Annotated in this window: 9 protein-coding genes; 2 read left to right on the top strand and 7 right to left on the bottom strand. The window is 70.8% G+C overall.

The genetic code is table 11. The features are described 5' to 3' along the window. Nucleotides 1–243 precede the first annotated feature (243 nt). From AC0KTA_RS22945 to AC0KTA_RS22930, 4 genes are all read right to left on the bottom strand, one after another. Nucleotides 244–1,848, bottom strand: coding sequence for a hypothetical protein (locus tag AC0KTA_RS22945; protein WP_481050103.1), 1,605 nt, complete (start codon nucleotides 1,846–1,848; stop codon nucleotides 244–246). After that, nucleotides 1,829–2,332, bottom strand: a complete 504-nt coding sequence (locus AC0KTA_RS22940) for a GtrA family protein (RefSeq protein WP_481050102.1) — start codon at nucleotides 2,330–2,332, stop codon at nucleotides 1,829–1,831. Before AC0KTA_RS22940 ends, AC0KTA_RS22945 begins: the two co-directional genes overlap by 20 nt. After that, nucleotides 2,329–3,207, bottom strand: a complete 879-nt coding sequence (locus AC0KTA_RS22935; protein ID WP_481050101.1) for a polyprenol monophosphomannose synthase — start codon at nucleotides 3,205–3,207, stop codon at nucleotides 2,329–2,331. The genes AC0KTA_RS22940 and AC0KTA_RS22935 overlap by 4 nt, the downstream gene beginning before the upstream one ends. A 266-nt stretch (nucleotides 3,208–3,473) precedes the next feature. Then, complete coding sequence (locus tag AC0KTA_RS22930; RefSeq protein ID WP_481050100.1) at nucleotides 3,474–8,486, bottom strand: NAD-glutamate dehydrogenase; 5,013 nt, start codon at nucleotides 8,484–8,486, stop codon at nucleotides 3,474–3,476. 618 nt (nucleotides 8,487–9,104) lie between these two features. On the opposite strand from AC0KTA_RS22930, the gene AC0KTA_RS22925 reads away from it, so the two are divergent. Then, entirely contained in the window at nucleotides 9,105–9,671 is a 567-nt protein-coding gene (locus AC0KTA_RS22925) for a DJ-1/PfpI family protein (protein WP_481050099.1), read from the top strand. Nucleotides 9,672–10,003: 332 nt separating this feature from the next. Here the strand turns inward: AC0KTA_RS22925 and AC0KTA_RS22920 are convergent, their stop codons facing one another. Continuing rightward, a complete protein-coding gene (locus tag AC0KTA_RS22920) occupies nucleotides 10,004–10,672 on the bottom strand; it encodes an HAD family hydrolase (RefSeq protein WP_481050098.1) in 669 nt (222 codons plus the stop codon). A 67-nt stretch (nucleotides 10,673–10,739) separates the two neighbouring features. After that, nucleotides 10,740–11,255, bottom strand: coding sequence for a DUF6912 family protein (locus AC0KTA_RS22915; protein ID WP_481050097.1), 516 nt, complete (start codon nucleotides 11,253–11,255; stop codon nucleotides 10,740–10,742). 411 nt (nucleotides 11,256–11,666) lie between these two features. Here AC0KTA_RS22915 and AC0KTA_RS22910 point away from each other — a divergent pair, with 411 nt between their 5' ends. Next, nucleotides 11,667–12,155, top strand: coding sequence for an Rv3235 family protein (locus AC0KTA_RS22910; RefSeq protein WP_481050096.1), 489 nt, complete (start codon nucleotides 11,667–11,669; stop codon nucleotides 12,153–12,155). Between the two features lie 194 nt (nucleotides 12,156–12,349). Here AC0KTA_RS22910 and secA read toward each other — a convergent pair whose 3' ends face one another. Beyond that, the gene (secA, locus tag AC0KTA_RS22905) at nucleotides 12,350–15,175 is read right to left on the bottom strand and encodes a preprotein translocase subunit SecA (RefSeq protein ID WP_481050095.1); all 2,826 of its coding nucleotides are present in this window, start codon (nucleotides 15,173–15,175) and stop codon (nucleotides 12,350–12,352) included. Nucleotides 15,176–15,329: the final 154 nt, after the last annotated feature.

The raw sequence follows: 15,329 nt of genomic DNA, 5'->3' as shown, positions 1-15,329 counted from the left end.
GCGGCATGGAGGAGCGGCGAGCCGGTGCGAAGAGCGCTAACCGTGCTCGTGGAGTGCGATACGCCGGGTCTGAGGTGTCTCGACGTCAACGGCGGTATCGGCGATAACGGCGACAACCGGGTCGACGGCGACTGGGCGCAGTCCTGAGGCCGCCCTGTGCGGGCACTGCCCCATAGAACTCGTGCGACCCATGAGCCCGAGTGTACGGCCGTTCCGGCGGCGCGCAGTCCACATGGGCACCGCTCACCCCACCACCCGGTACAGCCCCTGTCCCCGCGGCCCCGTCGCCACCTTCCGCAGCGCGGGGTCGTCCGCCCGCAGCCCTCCGTCCCCGGGATACGCCACGACCCACCGCACCCCGTACCGCCGGAGCATCTCCACCCGCTCGTCCCGGGGCGTACCAGGGGTGAAGTACCGGCGCACGGCGTCCGCCCGCGCAACTTCGTCCGGGAGGAAGAAGTCGGGATAGCCGGGGGCCACCGTGTAGGCCCCGTACGCCGGGATCTGCCGGGCCGGGAACGTCTTCGCCAGGACCACGTCGCCGTACCGCACCCACGGGGTGATCCACCGGTAGCCGGACCACGGCGGCCGGTACTTCGCGGCGACCGCGGAGGGCAGCGCACCCGTGGGGAGCACGTAGCCGAGCGTCCCGGCCTGGGTCCACACGCCGACGGCGAGGGCGAGGGCCAGGACCCCGGCGAACACCTGCCGGGCACGGGTACGAGTACGGGTCGCGCCCCCGCGCACCACCTCCGCCGCCTCCACGGCCGCCGCGACCTGCGCGGGCAACAACGCCGCAGGCAGCGCCCGCCCCCACGAGTAGTGGCCGCTCACCCCGCCCACCGCGAACACGACCACCCCCAGCGCAAAGAACAGCACCAGCGGATCCCGCCGGTCCCGCCGGAACCGCAGAGCCAGCGCGGCCACGCCCACGAGGACCAGACCGAAGCGGCCGGGGAGGTTCCGGTAGAGGGCGCGGTGGATCTGCTCCAAGTCACCGCCGCCCGCGCCGAAGAGGTCGAAGAAGGGGTAGTAGGGCCAGACGGCGAGCACCGCGAGGCCCAGGGCCAGGCCCGCGGCCAGGCGCAGCAGGACCGGGCGCGGGGGCCACGGTCGCGCGCCGAGCAGCATCGCCGCCGCGCCCAGCGAGGCGACCACGCCGGTGAACTGGTGGGTGAGGAGGACCACGGCCCACAGCACGCCGAGACCGAGGAACACCGGCCACCCCGAGCCCGCCCGCAGGGCCTTTCGCAGCCACGCCCACAGATGGAACGAGAGCCCCAGCGCGAACGTACTCGGATACGACACCGTCAGGGCAAGGGAGTTGAGGCCGAGGAACCCGCTCCACTCGAACAGCGCCGGGCCCCACAGGAACAGCACACACAACACGGCCAGGGGCGGGGCGGCCCGGCGGTCCGTCAGCGCCTGGACGAAGTGCCAGATCCCGGAGAGCAGCAGCGCGAGGCCCACGACGGCCGCGACCCGCAGCACCCCGAACGCGCCCACACCGGTCGCCTTGGCGAGGCAGCCGAGGAGGACCGTCCACGGCGAGTAGTAGGGGCTGGGTACGTCGGCGTCGACGAGCGGGTCGCCGGGGTGGACCGGGTCGTGGCGGAGGCGTTCGATCGTCGCCGCGTGCATGCCCAGGTCACCGACCCAGGGGAGGCGGACGACCACGGCGAGGAGCAGCGCGGCGACGGCGCCCGCCACCGCCCAGAGCCCCCACGCCCAGCGGGCCTCGTCCCGGCTGCGGCCGCCACGCGTCAAGCCGGGCTCACGGCCGCCACGCGTCAAAACGGTCTCACGGCCGCCGGACGTCAAAACGGGCTCACGGCCGCCGGACGTCATGCTGAGCGGCACGGTGCTGGAACACCCACGTCCGGTACACCAGGAAGCGGAACGCGGACGCGAGCACGATGGACTGCGCCTTCGCGACGTTGGAGCCGAGCGGCCCGCTGAGGCCCGCCCCGTGGTACGCGGCGTAGAAGAGCAGGCTCTCCATGACCACGCCGATGCCGCTGAACACGAAGAAGAGAGCGATCTGCCGCTTGGTGCGGGACGCGCGGTCGCGGTACGCGAAGAAGCGGAAACCGAGGTAGTTGGTGCTCATGGCGACACAGCTCGCCAGGACCGTGGCGGTCATGGGGGCCGAACTCAGGCCGTGCAGCAGGAGGTTGAAGACGACCAGGTTGACGGCGACGCCGCTGCCGCCGACGACGCCGAACTTGACGAGCTCCAGGAACAGGCGGCGCAGCCGCGCCAGGGTGAGCCCGGCGGCGGGGGCCGGACCGGCGACGGCGGCGGCCGGAGCCTCGTGCAGCGTGCTCGTCATGCGGACGACCCCGAACCTGACCCCGGACCAGGAGACGGCCCCGGACCGGAACCCTGCCGCGGCCCGCCCCGCAGCCTCAGCTTCCACGGCATCGCGACCGACTCCAGCTGCACCATCAGGTTCATCTTGGACTCGCCGACGGTGCGGTCCTCGAAGTGGATGGGGACCTCGACGACCCCGAAGCCGTACCGCAGCGCGCGGTACTTCATCTCGACCTGGAAGCTGTAGCCCGCGCTGTCGACGCTCGCGAGGTCGACGGCGCGCACGGCGTCGGCCCGCCACAGGTTGAAGCCGCCGGTGATGTCGCGGACGCGGGTGCCGAGGATGGTGCCCGCGTAGGCGTTGGCCCAGCGGGAGAGGAGCTTGCGGTGCGCGCCCCAGGCGTCGGAGAGGGTGCCGCCCTGGACGTACCGGCTGCCGACGACGACCCCGGCGTCCGTGGCGAGCGCGACGCCGAGCAGTTCCGCGACCTTCTCCACGGGGTGGCTGCCGTCGGCGTCCATCTGCAGGACGTAGTGCGCGCCGTCCTCGACGGCCTTGGCCATCCCGGCCGCGTAGGCCCGGCCGAGGCCGTCCTTCGCGGTGCGGTGCAGCACGCTCATGCGGCGGCGGCCGTCCGTCTCCTCGTGCCGCCGCGCGCAGTCCTCGGCGAGGTCGCCGGTGCCGTCGGGGCTGGAGTCGTCGACGACGAGCAGGCTGAGGCCCGGCAGCGGCAGCGCGAGCAGCGCGTCGGCCATGCCCGGCAGGTTCCCCGCCTCGTTGTACGTCGGCATCACGACGGTCAGCGGTGTGGCGGCCCACTCCTCGGGCAGCCGTCCGGCGCCGAGCACCCGGACCGCGCGCTCCGCCGCGTCCAACGGACTTGCTTCTGTCATCGGCTCACCCTGTGCCCTTCCCGACCCGTACGGACCCATCCGTCAGACAATCTCACCTACCGTAGCCCAAATGCCCGAATTGGCAGCATAAGGCCGTTCTCATCACCCATTCCGCAGACTGCGGGTATCCCCGAACACGACCGGAAACGCCGGACACACCGGAAAACGCCGACAGGGGCGCCCCACACCATGTGGTGCGGGGCGCCCCCGGCAACGTACAACGTACGAGGCGAAGCCAACGAGCGAGGCTTACGAACGAGCGAGGCTTACGAATGCGTGCGCAGCAGCGTCCGCATCGTCCGCATGGCCACCGACAGGTTGGCCAGGTCGAAGGCGTCGGAGCCCTGGATCTCCTCCAGGGTGGTCCGGGCCCGGCCCAGGATCGCCGCGTTCTTCTCCTCCCAGGCCTTGAACCGCTGCTCGGGCGTGGCCGCGCCGTTGCCGACGGCGAGCACGTCGGCGGTCAGCGCGGCGTGCGCCGCGTACAGGTCCTCGCGGATGGAGGCGCGGGCCATCGACTGCCAGCGGTCGGCCCGCGGCAGCTCGATGATCCGGTCCATGAGCTGGGTGATCCGCAGCCGGTCCGCGAGGTCGTAGTAGATCTCGGCGACGGCCAGCGGCTCCTTGCCCATGCGGTCCGCGACGGCCACGATGTCGAGCGACGGGAAGGCCGAGGAGAACCCGGCGACCCGCTGGGCCAGCTCGTCCGGGACGCCGGCCGAGGTCAGCTCCTCGCGGATGTTCTCGTACCACTCCAGGTCCGAGCCGCGCATCAGCTTCGGCAGCTCGGTCCACACCTGGGCGACGCCCTCGCCGAAGAACTCGACGGTCTCGGCGAGCTGCAGCGGCTGCGGCCGGTTGTTGAGCAGCCAGCGCGTGCCGCGCTCGACGAGCCGGCGGGAGTGCAGCCGCACCCGCGTCTGCACATCGGCGGCCGCGACGCTGTCCAGCGACTCCACGGCGTCCCAGACCTCGCCGAGCCCGAAGATCGCGCGGGCGCAGAGCTGCGCGCGCACGATCTCCTCGAGCGACGCGCCGGTCTCCTCGCGCAGCCGGTGCAGGAAGGTCGAGCCACCGCTGTTGACGGTGTCGTTGACCAGGACGGTCGTGATGATCTCGCGGCGCAGCGCGTGCCCGTCGACCTGCTCGGGGAACTTCTCGCGCAGCGCCTTCGGGAAGTACGCGTGCAGCAGCCGCCGCAGATAGTCGTCGTCCGGCAGCGTCGTGTGGATCAGCTCGTCCGCGGCCACGATCTTCGTGTACGCGAGGAGCACCGCGAGCTCGGGCTGCGAGAGGCCGCGGCCGGAGTTAAGGAGTTCCCGGATCTGCCGGTCGGTGGGCAGGAACTCCAGGCCCCGGTCGAGCTGGCCCTCCCGGCCCAGGCGGCGCATGAAGCGCTGGTGGGCGTGGAGCAGCGAGGGCGACTCGAAGACGGAGTTGGCGAGCGCGGTGTTCTGCGCGTAGTTGTTGCGGAGCACCAACTGGCCGACCTCGTCGGTCATTTCGGCGAGCAGCTTGTTGCGCTGCTTGACCGTCATGTCCCCGGCCTGCACCACGGCGTTCAGCAGGATCTTGATGTTCACCTCGTGGTCGGAGGTGTCCACGCCCGCGCTGTTGTCGATGGCGTCGGTGTTGATGCGGCCGCCGTTGCGGGCGAACTCGATCCGGCCGAGCTGGGTCAGGCCGAGGTTGCCGCCCTCGCCGACGACCTTCACGCCCAGGTCGGCGCCGTTGACGCGGATCGCGTCGTTGGCCTTGTCGCCGACGTCCGCGTGCGACTCGGCGCTCGCCTTCACGTACGTACCGATGCCGCCGTTCCACAGCAGGTCCACCGGCGCCTTGAGGATGGCCTGCATCAGCTCGGCCGGGGTCATCTTGGCGCCGCCGGTCTCGATGCCGAGGGCCTGGCGGACGTGCGCGTTGAGCTGGATCGCCTTGGCCGAGCGCGGGAAGATCCCGCCGCCCGGGGACAGCAGCTCCTTGTTGTAGTCGGCCCAGCTGGAGCGCGGCAGCTCGAACAGGCGGCGGCGCTCGGCGTAGGAGGTGGCCGCGTCCGGGTTCGGGTCGATGAAGATGTGCCGGTGGTCGAAGGCCGCGACCAGGCGGATGTGCTCGGAGAGCAGCATGCCGTTGCCGAACACGTCACCGGACATGTCGCCGACGCCGACGACCGTGAAGTCCTCGGTCTGGGTGTCCACGCCCAGCTCGCGGAAGTGCCGCTTCACGGACTCCCAGGCGCCGCGCGCGGTGATGCCCATGCCCTTGTGGTCGTAGCCCGCGGAGCCGCCGGAGGCGAAGGCGTCCCCGAGCCAGAAGTTGTACGACTCGGCGACCTCGTTGGCGATGTCGGAGAACGTCGCCGTGCCCTTGTCGGCCGCGACCACCAGGTAGGTGTCGTCCTCGTCGTGCCGCACCACTTCCGCCGGAGGCACGACCTCGCCCGCGACCAGGTTGTCGGTGATGTCGAGCAGCGCCGAGATGAACGTCTTGTAGCAGGCGACGCCCTCCGCGAGCCAGGCGTCGCGGTCCACGGACGGGTCGGGCAGCTGCTTGGCGACGAAGCCGCCCTTCGCGCCCACCGGCACGATGACGGTGTTCTTCACCATCTGCGCCTTGACCAGGCCGAGGATCTCCGTACGGAAGTCCTCACGCCGGTCGGACCAGCGCAGACCGCCGCGCGCGACCTTGCCGAAGCGCAGGTGCACGCCCTCGACGCGCGGCGAGTACACCCAGATCTCGTACGCCGGGCGCGGCTCGGGCAGGTCGGGGATGGCCTGCGGGTCCAGCTTCATGGAGACGTACGAATGCGGCTTGCCGCCCGCCGCCTCCTGGAAGAAGTTGGTGCGCAGCGTCGCCTTGATGACGGTGAGGAAGGAGCGCAGGATGCGGTCCTCGTCGAGCGACGCCACCTGGTCGAGCGCCCCGTCGAGCTCTTCGAGCAGCCCGTCGGTGAGCTCGGTGCCCGCGCGCTGGCGGTCCGGGGACATCCGGGCCTCGAAGAGCGAGACGAGCAGCCGGGTGGTGTGGACGTTGTTGCGGAGGGTGTCCTCCATGTAGTCCTGGCTGAAGGTGGAGCCGGCCTGGCGCAGGTACTTGGCATACGCCCGCAGGACCATCGCCTGGCGCCAGTTCAGACCGGCGCGCAGGACCAGGGAGTTGAAGCCGTCGACCTCGCACTCGCCGGTCCAGGCGGCGGCGAAGGCCTCCTGGAAGCGGGACCTGCCGTCGTCGCCCAGGTAGTCGCCGTTGCCGTTCCCCGACTTGGGCATGCGCAGGCCGAAGTCGTAGATCCAGGCGTTCGTGCGGTCGGAGCAGCGCAGCTCGTACGGCCGCTCGTCGGTGACCTCGACGCCCAGGCGCTGCAGGACGGGCAGCACGGCGGACAGCGAGATCTGCGCGCCGGAGCGGTAGATCTTGAAGCGGCGCTCGTCGGGGGCGGCGCCCACGGGCTCGTACAGACTGAGCGCGAAGTCCTTGTGGCTCTGCTGGGAGAGCCGCTCCAGGTGGACGAGGTCGGCGACCGCGGCGCGCGGGGTGTGGTCGGCCTTGTAGCCCTCGGGGAACGCGTTGCCGTACCGGCGCAGCAGCTCCGCCGCGCGCTCCTCGCCCAGCTCGGCGGTGAGCGCCTCGCCGAAGCCGTCGGCCCAGGAGCGGGCGGCCTCGACCAGGCGGCCCTCGATGCGCTCGACGTCGGCGTCGGAGAGGTCGGGAACCTCGCCGCCCTTGGGGACGCGGACGACGAAGTGGATGCGGGAGAGGATCGACTCGGTGTTCCAGGCCGTGAAGTCGACGCTGGCGCCGTTCAGCTCCTCCTTGAGGATGTCGATGATCCGCAGCCGGACGCCGGTGGTGTAGCGGTCACGCGGCAGGTAGACCAGCGCGGAGTAGTAGCGGCCGTACTCGTCCTTGCGCAGGTACAGGCGCAGGCGGCGGCGCTCCTGGAGGTAGAGCACCGACGTGACGATGGACCGCAGCTCGTCGGCCGGGGTCTGGAAGAGCTCGTCGCGCGGGTACGTCTCCAGGATCTGCAGCAGGTCACGGCCGTCGTGGCTGTTGGGCGAGAAGCCCGCGCCCTTGAGGACCTCCTGGACCTTGCGGCGGATGACCGGCACGCGGCGCACGGACTCGGTGTACGCGGCCGAGGAGAACAGGCCGAGGAAGCGGCGCTCCCCGACGACGTCGCCGTGCTCGTCGAACTTCTTCACGCCGACGTAGTCGAGGTAGCTGGGCCGGTGCACCGTGGAGCGGCTGTTGGCCTTCGTCAGGACCAGCAGCTTGTGCTCGCGGGCCTTGGCGCGGGCGTCGGCGGGCAGCCGGTTGAAGGACGGGCTGACCGGGTGGTGGTCGTCGCCCTCGGTGTGGTGCGGGTCGGCGCGCAGGATGCCGAGTCCGGTGCCGGGGACGGCGGCGAGCGAGTCCTCGTCCGTCAGGTCGTACTCGCGGTAGCCGAGGAAGGTGAAGTGGTCGGCGGCCAGCCAGCGAAGGAGTTCGCGGGCCTCCTCGACCTCCTGGTCGCGGAGGTCGTCGGCGGTCGGCTCGGTCGGCAGCTCGTCGGCGATGCGCAGCGCGGAGTCGCGCATCTTCTCCCAGTCCTCGACCGTCTCGCGGACGTCGGACAGGATGCGCAGCAGGTCGGCGGTGATCTGCTTCAGGTCGGAGCGGTCGGTCTCGCGGTCGATCTCGACGTGGATCCACGACTCGGTGAGGGCGTCGTGCGGGCGCGCGGCGCCGCTCGGCGCCTCGGGGAGCACCTCGAGGAGCTTGCCGGTGACGTCACGGCGGACCACGACCTGCGGGTGGATCACGACGTGGATGCCGCGTCCCTGCCGGGACAGCTCATTGGTGACGGAGTCCACCAGGAACGGCATGTCGTCCGTCACGACCTCGACGACGGAGTGGCTGCACGTCCAGCCGTTCTCCTCGACTGTCGGGGTGTGCACCCGGACGTTGGCCGTGCCCTGGGGGCGGTTCTCGGCCAGCCGGTAGTGGGAGAAGGCGGCTCCGAAGACGTCGACCGGGTCGCGGTCGGTGAGGTCCTCGGGGGCGGTGTGCAGGTAGTAGCGCTGGAGGAACGCGAGCACTTTTTGGAGGTCGGTCCGGTCGGTCCGGTCGGCCTGGTCCGCCGTCCGGTCCGCGCCGGCCCTCCCGCCGCTCTTACTCCCGCCCGTGGACCCGGTCGGTGCTCCCGTTGGCAGGCGCCCCCCGACCGGGCTGTTCTCAGCTACCCGGGCGGCCCGCGCGAGCAGCTCGGCCTTGGCTTCGTCCAGCTTGGTCTGCATTGTCCTCTGACTCCTGTCGCGCGCCGTTGCGTGACGTAGAAGGAAGTGATGTGACATAACGCCGCGACGCGGGGTCTCCGGTCCGATTCGACGTTATGCCGCGATGAGCGGTGACCGGGCGGTTATCCGCCATTTCTGGCGAAATCATTGGCCGACCCAGGTGTCCGTGATGTCGACGATGTCCGCGACATCCGCTCCGGGAAGAGTCGTCAGCGTGGCGCCCGGCACGGTTCGTGTACTCCGTGGTCTCCGGGCGCGAGGCGGAGGCGACGTCGCCTCCGCGGGATATCGCGCTGATCACGGGTCAAGGCTATCGCCCCGCACGGGGAAGTCGTCATGAGCCGCATGTGTACAAAACCAGGGGGTGAACTTTGACAGTCTGCACAGTCGTAGTGCGGGGGTGGCGGGCGGCTCGGTGTGCGGGGGTGTGGTGTGCAGGGTCGGTGGGCGGGGCCGGTGGGCAGATCCGGCCACGTACAGCCTTGCCGTGCCTCCCGCCGCCGTCTGGCGGCCTCTGGGACCCTCTTGGCAAACGCGGCGGCGCGATGCACGTTGGGCGTGACGGCCGTGAGCGTGACGGCCCGTACCGCGCTCGACCGACCCGGGGAGCGAACAGCCATGGCAGCCAAGATCCTGATCGTCACCGGTGACGCGGCGGAGTCACTGGAAGTCCTCTACCCCTACCAGCGCCTGCGCGAGGAGGGCTACGACGTCCATATCGCCGCCCCCGCCCGCAAGAAGCTCCAGTTCGTGGTGCACGACTTCGAGCCGGGCTTCGACACGTACACCGAGAAGCCGGGCTATACCTGGCCCGCCGACCTGGCCTTCTCGGAGGTCGATCCGGGCCAGTACGTGGCCCTGGTCATCCCGGGCGGCCGCGCTCCCGAATACCTCCGGGCGGATCCCGAGCTCCGCAAGATCCTCAAGTCGTTCTTCGACGCGGACAAGCCCGTGGCGCAGATCTGCCACGGCCCGCTGCTCACCGCGGCCATCGGCAGCCTCGCGGGCCGCCGCGTGACGGCCTACCCGGCCCTGGAAATCGACATGCAGGCGGCGGGCGCCACCTACCAGGACGCGGAAGCGGTGGTCGACGGCACGCTGGTCTCGTCCAGGGCATGGCCGGATCACTCGAGGTGGATGCGCGAATTCTTGACGGTACTGAGGGCAAAGGCACCGGTTACGTGAGCTGAGCCTGATTGTCCCTTCTCCCGGCTGTGGGCACAGCTGGGCCGCCGCTCCCTGCTGTGCCCGCTTCCGCTGTGGGCGGCTGGGCCGCCAGGCGCGGACGGGGACGTACCCGTCCCTGCTGTGGGCAGCTGGGCCGCCAGGGGCGGGACGGGAACTTGCCTGTCCCCGCCGTGGGCAGCCTGAGCCGCCAGGCGCGGACGGGGACGTACCCGTCCCCGCTGTGGGCAGCTGGGCCGCCAGGGGCGGCACGGGTGGGCACAGCCCAGTCCGACAGTGCCGTTTACGACGGCGGCACCCCGGCCGAGCCAAGGGCACCGTACGGCCAACGCTCAGGCCACCAACCGCTCCGCGGTCTCCACCGCCTCCCCGAGGCTGTCGACAACGGGCACCCCGGCAACCTCCAGGCTCCCCCGACTGTGCGACCCACCGGTATACAGCACGGCCCGAGCCCCCACATGCGCCGCAGCCCTCGCGTCATCAACGGCGTCCCCGATGACAACGACCTGTTCGGCGGCAACCCCCGCCAGCTCCCCGAGATGCCGAACCATCCGCTCCGCCTTCCCGGCATGGGAAGCATCCGTACGCCCATCGATCCGCACGAACCGCTCAGCGATCCCATGCCGCCGCACAAGCGGCACCAACTGCTCGTGCGGCGCCAACGACAGCAAAGACTGCGTACGCCCCTCGGCCTGCCGCACGGCAAGCAGCTCCGCCGCCCCCTCGGCAAGCCCGCACGCGTCCACCCGCGCGCCATAGTGCTTGTGGAAGACGGCGTCCATCACGAGCCACTCGTCCTCGGTGGGCAGCCGCCCCATCAGCCGCTCGTAGAACAACGGCACCGGCACGCAGTACAGCTCCCGATACCGCTCCAGCGTGATCGGCTCGAGCCCGATCTCCAGGAACGACGCGTTCGTCGCCTCGATCACCGCGTCGATGTCGTGCAGAAGTGTCCCGTTCCAGTCCCATACGATGTGCGCCCCGCGCTGCTGCGTCCCCATGCCACGACGGTACCCGGCGCCACCGACAACACGTCCGGCACCCGGGTCCACCCCGGCCCGAGCCCGCCTAGGCGCCCGGCCCGACCAGGTTCGGGATCTCCTGCGTGGCGTACCAGAGCAGCTCGTGGTCCTCGGCCCCGTCCACGACGAACTGCGCGTCGTCGTCCCCCTGGTCCGCCGCCCCCAGCGCGCCGGCCGCCGCGGCGACGTCCGCCTCCGCGTCGTCGGAGTCCACGTGCACCGCGGCCGCCTTGGCCAGCGGCAGCGCGGTGGTGATCCGCACCTCGCCCAGGGCACCCCGGTCGAGCCCGCGGTCGGGGTCGGCGACGGCGGCTCCGTCCGGCACGTCGGCCGCGAGGACGACCCGCCGCCGCGCGGTCCCCGGCTCCCCGGCCAGCATCCGCAGCGAGGCGAGCGCCGCCCGGTTCAGGGCCGCGTACTCCAGCTCCTCGACGTCGTCCGAGACGTACCACTCGCGCAGCGCGGGCGTCACGGCGTACGCGGTCAGCGGCCCGGGACCCAGCTCACCGGCCTCGTGCGCCTGCGCGAGACGGGGCAGTGTCAGGGGAACGTACACGCGCATGACTGGCCGCTTTCGTAGTCGCCAAGGCTCCCGGGAGTGGCCTCCAGGACTCCCGGGACGGGCCTTCAGGATACGTGCGCGCGTCCCCCTTCGAGCTGCCGCCCGCCGCCACGGCCGCGTCCACCCCGGTACGCCCCGTCACCCTCCCGTCCCGCACGGACACGGGGCCCTGGGCGCCCCTGATCACCGTGATGAGTGAACCGCCCTGCCGTCCCCGAGACCCGTCCGAGGCCGTTGCGACGCCCGCACGTGTGGCCGTACAAGATCCCCAGCAGAAAGTTACCCCCGGGTATCCGGGCACCGGCCCACCAGGTGACCGGACCCGAGCCGCACGAGCGGCACTGCGCCGCAGCACAGCCCGAGCCGCACCACAGCCCCGAACCGCACCACAGCCCTGAACGGAGATCCCCCATGCACCGTCCCCCGACCAGCCTCCGCAAGATCATGACCCGCCCTCGCCGCCCGGCAGGCACCCGCCCCGGCGACTCCCGGCCCGCCGGAACCCGCCCGCCCGCGGGCCGCCCGCCAGGCCGTCACGACCCGCGCCGCCCGGGCCAACGCCCCCGCCGGATCCCGGCGCAGCCGCCCCCGCACCCGGCCGAGCTCTTCACCGAGCTGCTGCTCCTGGTGCTCAGCGGCCAGCGCCCGGTGCACGCCGTGGCCCGGCACGTCGCCCACACCGCGTACGACGACCTGGTCCGCCTCGCCGAACTGCTGCCGCTGCGCTCCGTGGGCGGCCACCGCCCCGCCGTCCAGCGCGTCGGCCACTACGAGGTACGCCCCGGGGTCTTCGAGGTCTTCGCCCGCGTCGGCGCGGGCCCGGCCCTGCGGGCGCTGGCGTTCCGCCTGCACCGGGGCGACGACGAGCGCTGGCGCTGCACGGCGGTGGAGGTGGGCTGACGATCGACCGGGCGACCCGGCCACCGAGGCCGACGCCCACGCGAAGAGCAACGCGAAAGGCAACGCGAAGGGCCGGGCACCCACCTGGTGCCCGGCCCTCACTGAAACCCTGCGTACCTACGTACGCCCTTCAGCTCACGCCCTGCGTGCAAGGCCCCGGGTCACCCCGTGACCGCGTCCCGCACAGCGCAGCGTCACTTCTTACGGCGACGCCCGCCCTTCTGGGCCTTGCGCCGCTCCGCGCGGGTCATGCCGTCGCCCGACGCCGGCGCCGTGTCGCCGGCCGGCTGGTCGGAGGTCGTGAAGTCGCCCTCGTCGACACCGCCCTCGGCGTTCGGCGCCTGGAAGTGCAGGCGGTCGGGGCGCTGAGGGGCGTCGAGGCCCTTGGCGCGGATCTCGGGGCGGCCGGCGCCGGCCGGGACCGCGTCCTGGACGCCCTCCTTGGACAGCGACGGCGCGGCGTCCGCCACCGGGACCTCCTCGACCTGCTGCTCGACCTGGACCTCCAGGTTGAACAGATAGCCGACGGACTCCTCCTTGATGCCGTCCATCATGGCGTTGAACATGTCGAAGCCCTCGCGCTGGTACTCGACCAGGGGGTCCTTCTGCGCCATGGCGCGCAGGCCGATGCCCTCCTGGAGGTAGTCCATCTCGTAGAGGTGCTCGCGCCACTTGCGGTCGAGGACCGACAGGACGACGCGGCGCTCCAGCTCACGCATGATCTCGGAGCCGAGTTGCGCCTCACGCGCCTCGTACTGCTGGTGGATGTCGTCCTTGATGGCCTCGGAGATGAACTCCGCGGTCAGACCCGCGCGGTCGCCGATCTCGTCCTCGAGCTCCTCGATGGTGACCTTGACCGGGTAGAGCTGCTTGAAGGCGCCCCACAGCCGGTCCAGGTCCCACTCCTCGGCGAAGCCCTCGGCGGTCTCCGCGGAGACGTACGCGTCGATGGTGTCGTCCATGAAGTGCACGATCTGCTCGTGCAGGTCCTCGCCCTCCAGGACGCGACGGCGCTCTCCGTAGATGACCTCGCGCTGGCGGTTGAGGACCTCGTCGTACTTGAGGACGTTCTTCCGGGTCTCGAAGTTCTGCTGCTCGACCTGGGACTGCGCGGAGGCGATGGCGCGGGTGACCATCTTGTTCTCGATCGGCACGTCGTCGGGCACGTTGGCCATCGCCATCACGCGCTCGACCATCTGGGCCTTGAACAGGCGCATCAGGTCGTCGCCGAGCGACAGGTAGAAGCGGGACTCGCCGGGGTCGCCCTGACGGCCGGAGCGGCCGCGCAGCTGGTTGTCGATGCGGCGCGACTCGTGCCGCTCCGTGCCGAGGACGTAGAGACCGCCGAGGTCGACGACCTCCTCGAACTCGGCGCGCACGGCCTGCTCGGCCTTCTCCAGGGCGGCGGGCAGCGCGGCGGCCCACTCCTCGACGTGCTCGACCGGGTCGAGGCCGCGCTGGCGCAGCTCCGCCTCGGCGAGGTCGTCGGGGTTGCCGCCGAGCTTGATGTCGGTGCCTCGGCCGGCCATGTTCGTGGCGACCGTGACGGCGCCCTTGCGGCCGGCCTGGGCGACGATCGTCGCCTCCCGGTCGTGCTGCTTGGCGTTCAGGACCTCGTGCTGGACGCCGCGCTTGGAGAGCTGCTGCGAGAGGTACTCGGACTTCTCCACGGAGGTCGTGCCGACGAGGATCGGCTGGCCCTTCTCGTGCTTCTCCGCGATGTCGTCGACGACGGCGGCGAACTTGGCGACCTCGGTGCGGTAGATCAGGTCCGACTGGTCGGCGCGGATCATGGGCCGGTTCGTCGGGATCGGCACGACGCCCAGCTTGTAGATCTGGTGGAACTCGGCGGCCTCGGTCATGGCCGTACCGGTCATGCCGGAGAGCTTGCCGTAGAGACGGAAGAAGTTCTGCAGGGTGATCGTGGCCAAGGTCTGGTTCTCGTCCTTGATGTCCACCCCTTCCTTCGCCTCGATCGCCTGGTGCATGCCCTCGTTGTAGCGGCGGCCGGCGAGGATACGGCCGGTGTGCTCGTCGACGATCATGACTTCGCCGTCGATGACGACGTAGTCCTTGTCCTTCTTGAAGAGTTCCTTGGCCTTGATGGCGTTGTTCAGGTAACCGACGAGGGGGGTGTTCACCGACTCGTACAGGTTGTCGATGCCGAGCCAGTCCTCGACCTTGGCGACGCCGGACTCGTGGATGCCTACGGTGCGCTTCTTCTCGTCGACCTCGTAGTCCCCGGTCTCCTCGATGCCCTTGAGGGGCTCGCCGGGCTTGCCCTTGGTGAGGCGGGTGACCAGCTTGGCGAAGTCGCCGTACCACTTGGTGGCCTGGTCGGCGGGGCCGGAGATGATCAGTGGCGTACGCGCCTCGTCGACGAGGATCGAGTCGACCTCGTCCACGATCGCGTAGTTGTGGCCGCGCTGGACGAGCTCGTCCTTGGACCACGCCATGTTGTCGCGGAGGTAGTCGAAGCCGAATTCGTTGTTCGTGCCGTACGTGATGTCGCAGTTGTACATCTCGCGGCGCTGCGCGGGCGGCATGTTGGCGAGGATGCAGCCGACGCTCAGACCGAGGAACTTGTGGACGCGGCCCATCATTTCGGAGTCGCGCTCGGCCAGATAGTCGTTGACCGTGATCAGGTGCACGCCCTTGCCCGAGAGTGCGTTCAGATACGCCGGCAGCGTGCCGACGAGCGTCTTGCCCTCACCGGTCTTCATCTCCGCGACATAGCCGCGGTGCAGGGCCGCGCCACCCATGATCTGCACGTCGTAATGCCGCTGCCCGAGAACGCGCTTGGCGGCCTCGCGAACGGTGGCGAAGGCCTCGGGCAGCAGGTCGTCGAGGGTTTCGCCGTCGGCGAACCGTTCCTTGTACTCCGCTGTGAGCGCGCGCAGCTCGGCGTCGGAGAGGGCGGTGAAGTCCTCTTCGATGGAGTTGACCTGGTCCGCGATGCGGTGCAGCTTGCGCAGGATCTTGCCTTCGCCTGCACGCATGATCTTTGAGAGGACGGACACGGGGGTTGGTCTCCTTGCCGGTCGGGCCTGGCACGGTCGGTTTTACTCGTCGGGCAACGGCCATCGTATGCGAGGACCCGGCCGCCCCGGGAGGTCTGCCAATACGTCAACGGACGGGCACCCGTGAAGGTGCCGCCTCCGCACCGCGAATCCT

It is taken from the genome of Streptomyces sp. Y309, assembly GCF_056712025.1.
This window is presented reverse-complemented; position numbering and strand designations above follow the sequence as displayed.

What these genes read in the sequence shown, in the direction of transcription:
- AC0KTA_RS22935 (WP_481050101.1), bottom strand. Translation starts at nt 3,207, where the DNA reads ATGACAGAAGCAAGTCCGTTGGACGCGGCGGAGCGCGCGGTCCGGGTG.
- AC0KTA_RS22920 (WP_481050098.1), bottom strand. Translation starts at nt 10,672, where the DNA reads ATGGGGACGCAGCAGCGCGGGGCGCACATCGTATGGGACTGGAACGGG.
- AC0KTA_RS22910 (WP_481050096.1), top strand. Translation starts at nt 11,667, where the DNA reads ATGCACCGTCCCCCGACCAGCCTCCGCAAGATCATGACCCGCCCTCGC.
- AC0KTA_RS22915 (WP_481050097.1), bottom strand. Translation starts at nt 11,255, where the DNA reads ATGCGCGTGTACGTTCCCCTGACACTGCCCCGTCTCGCGCAGGCGCAC.
- AC0KTA_RS22930 (WP_481050100.1), bottom strand. Translation starts at nt 8,486, where the DNA reads ATGCAGACCAAGCTGGACGAAGCCAAGGCCGAGCTGCTCGCGCGGGCC.
- AC0KTA_RS22945 (WP_481050103.1), bottom strand. Translation starts at nt 1,848, where the DNA reads ATGACGTCCGGCGGCCGTGAGCCCGTTTTGACGTCCGGCGGCCGTGAG.
- AC0KTA_RS22925 (WP_481050099.1), top strand. Translation starts at nt 9,105, where the DNA reads ATGGCAGCCAAGATCCTGATCGTCACCGGTGACGCGGCGGAGTCACTG.
- AC0KTA_RS22940 (WP_481050102.1), bottom strand. Translation starts at nt 2,332, where the DNA reads ATGACGAGCACGCTGCACGAGGCTCCGGCCGCCGCCGTCGCCGGTCCG.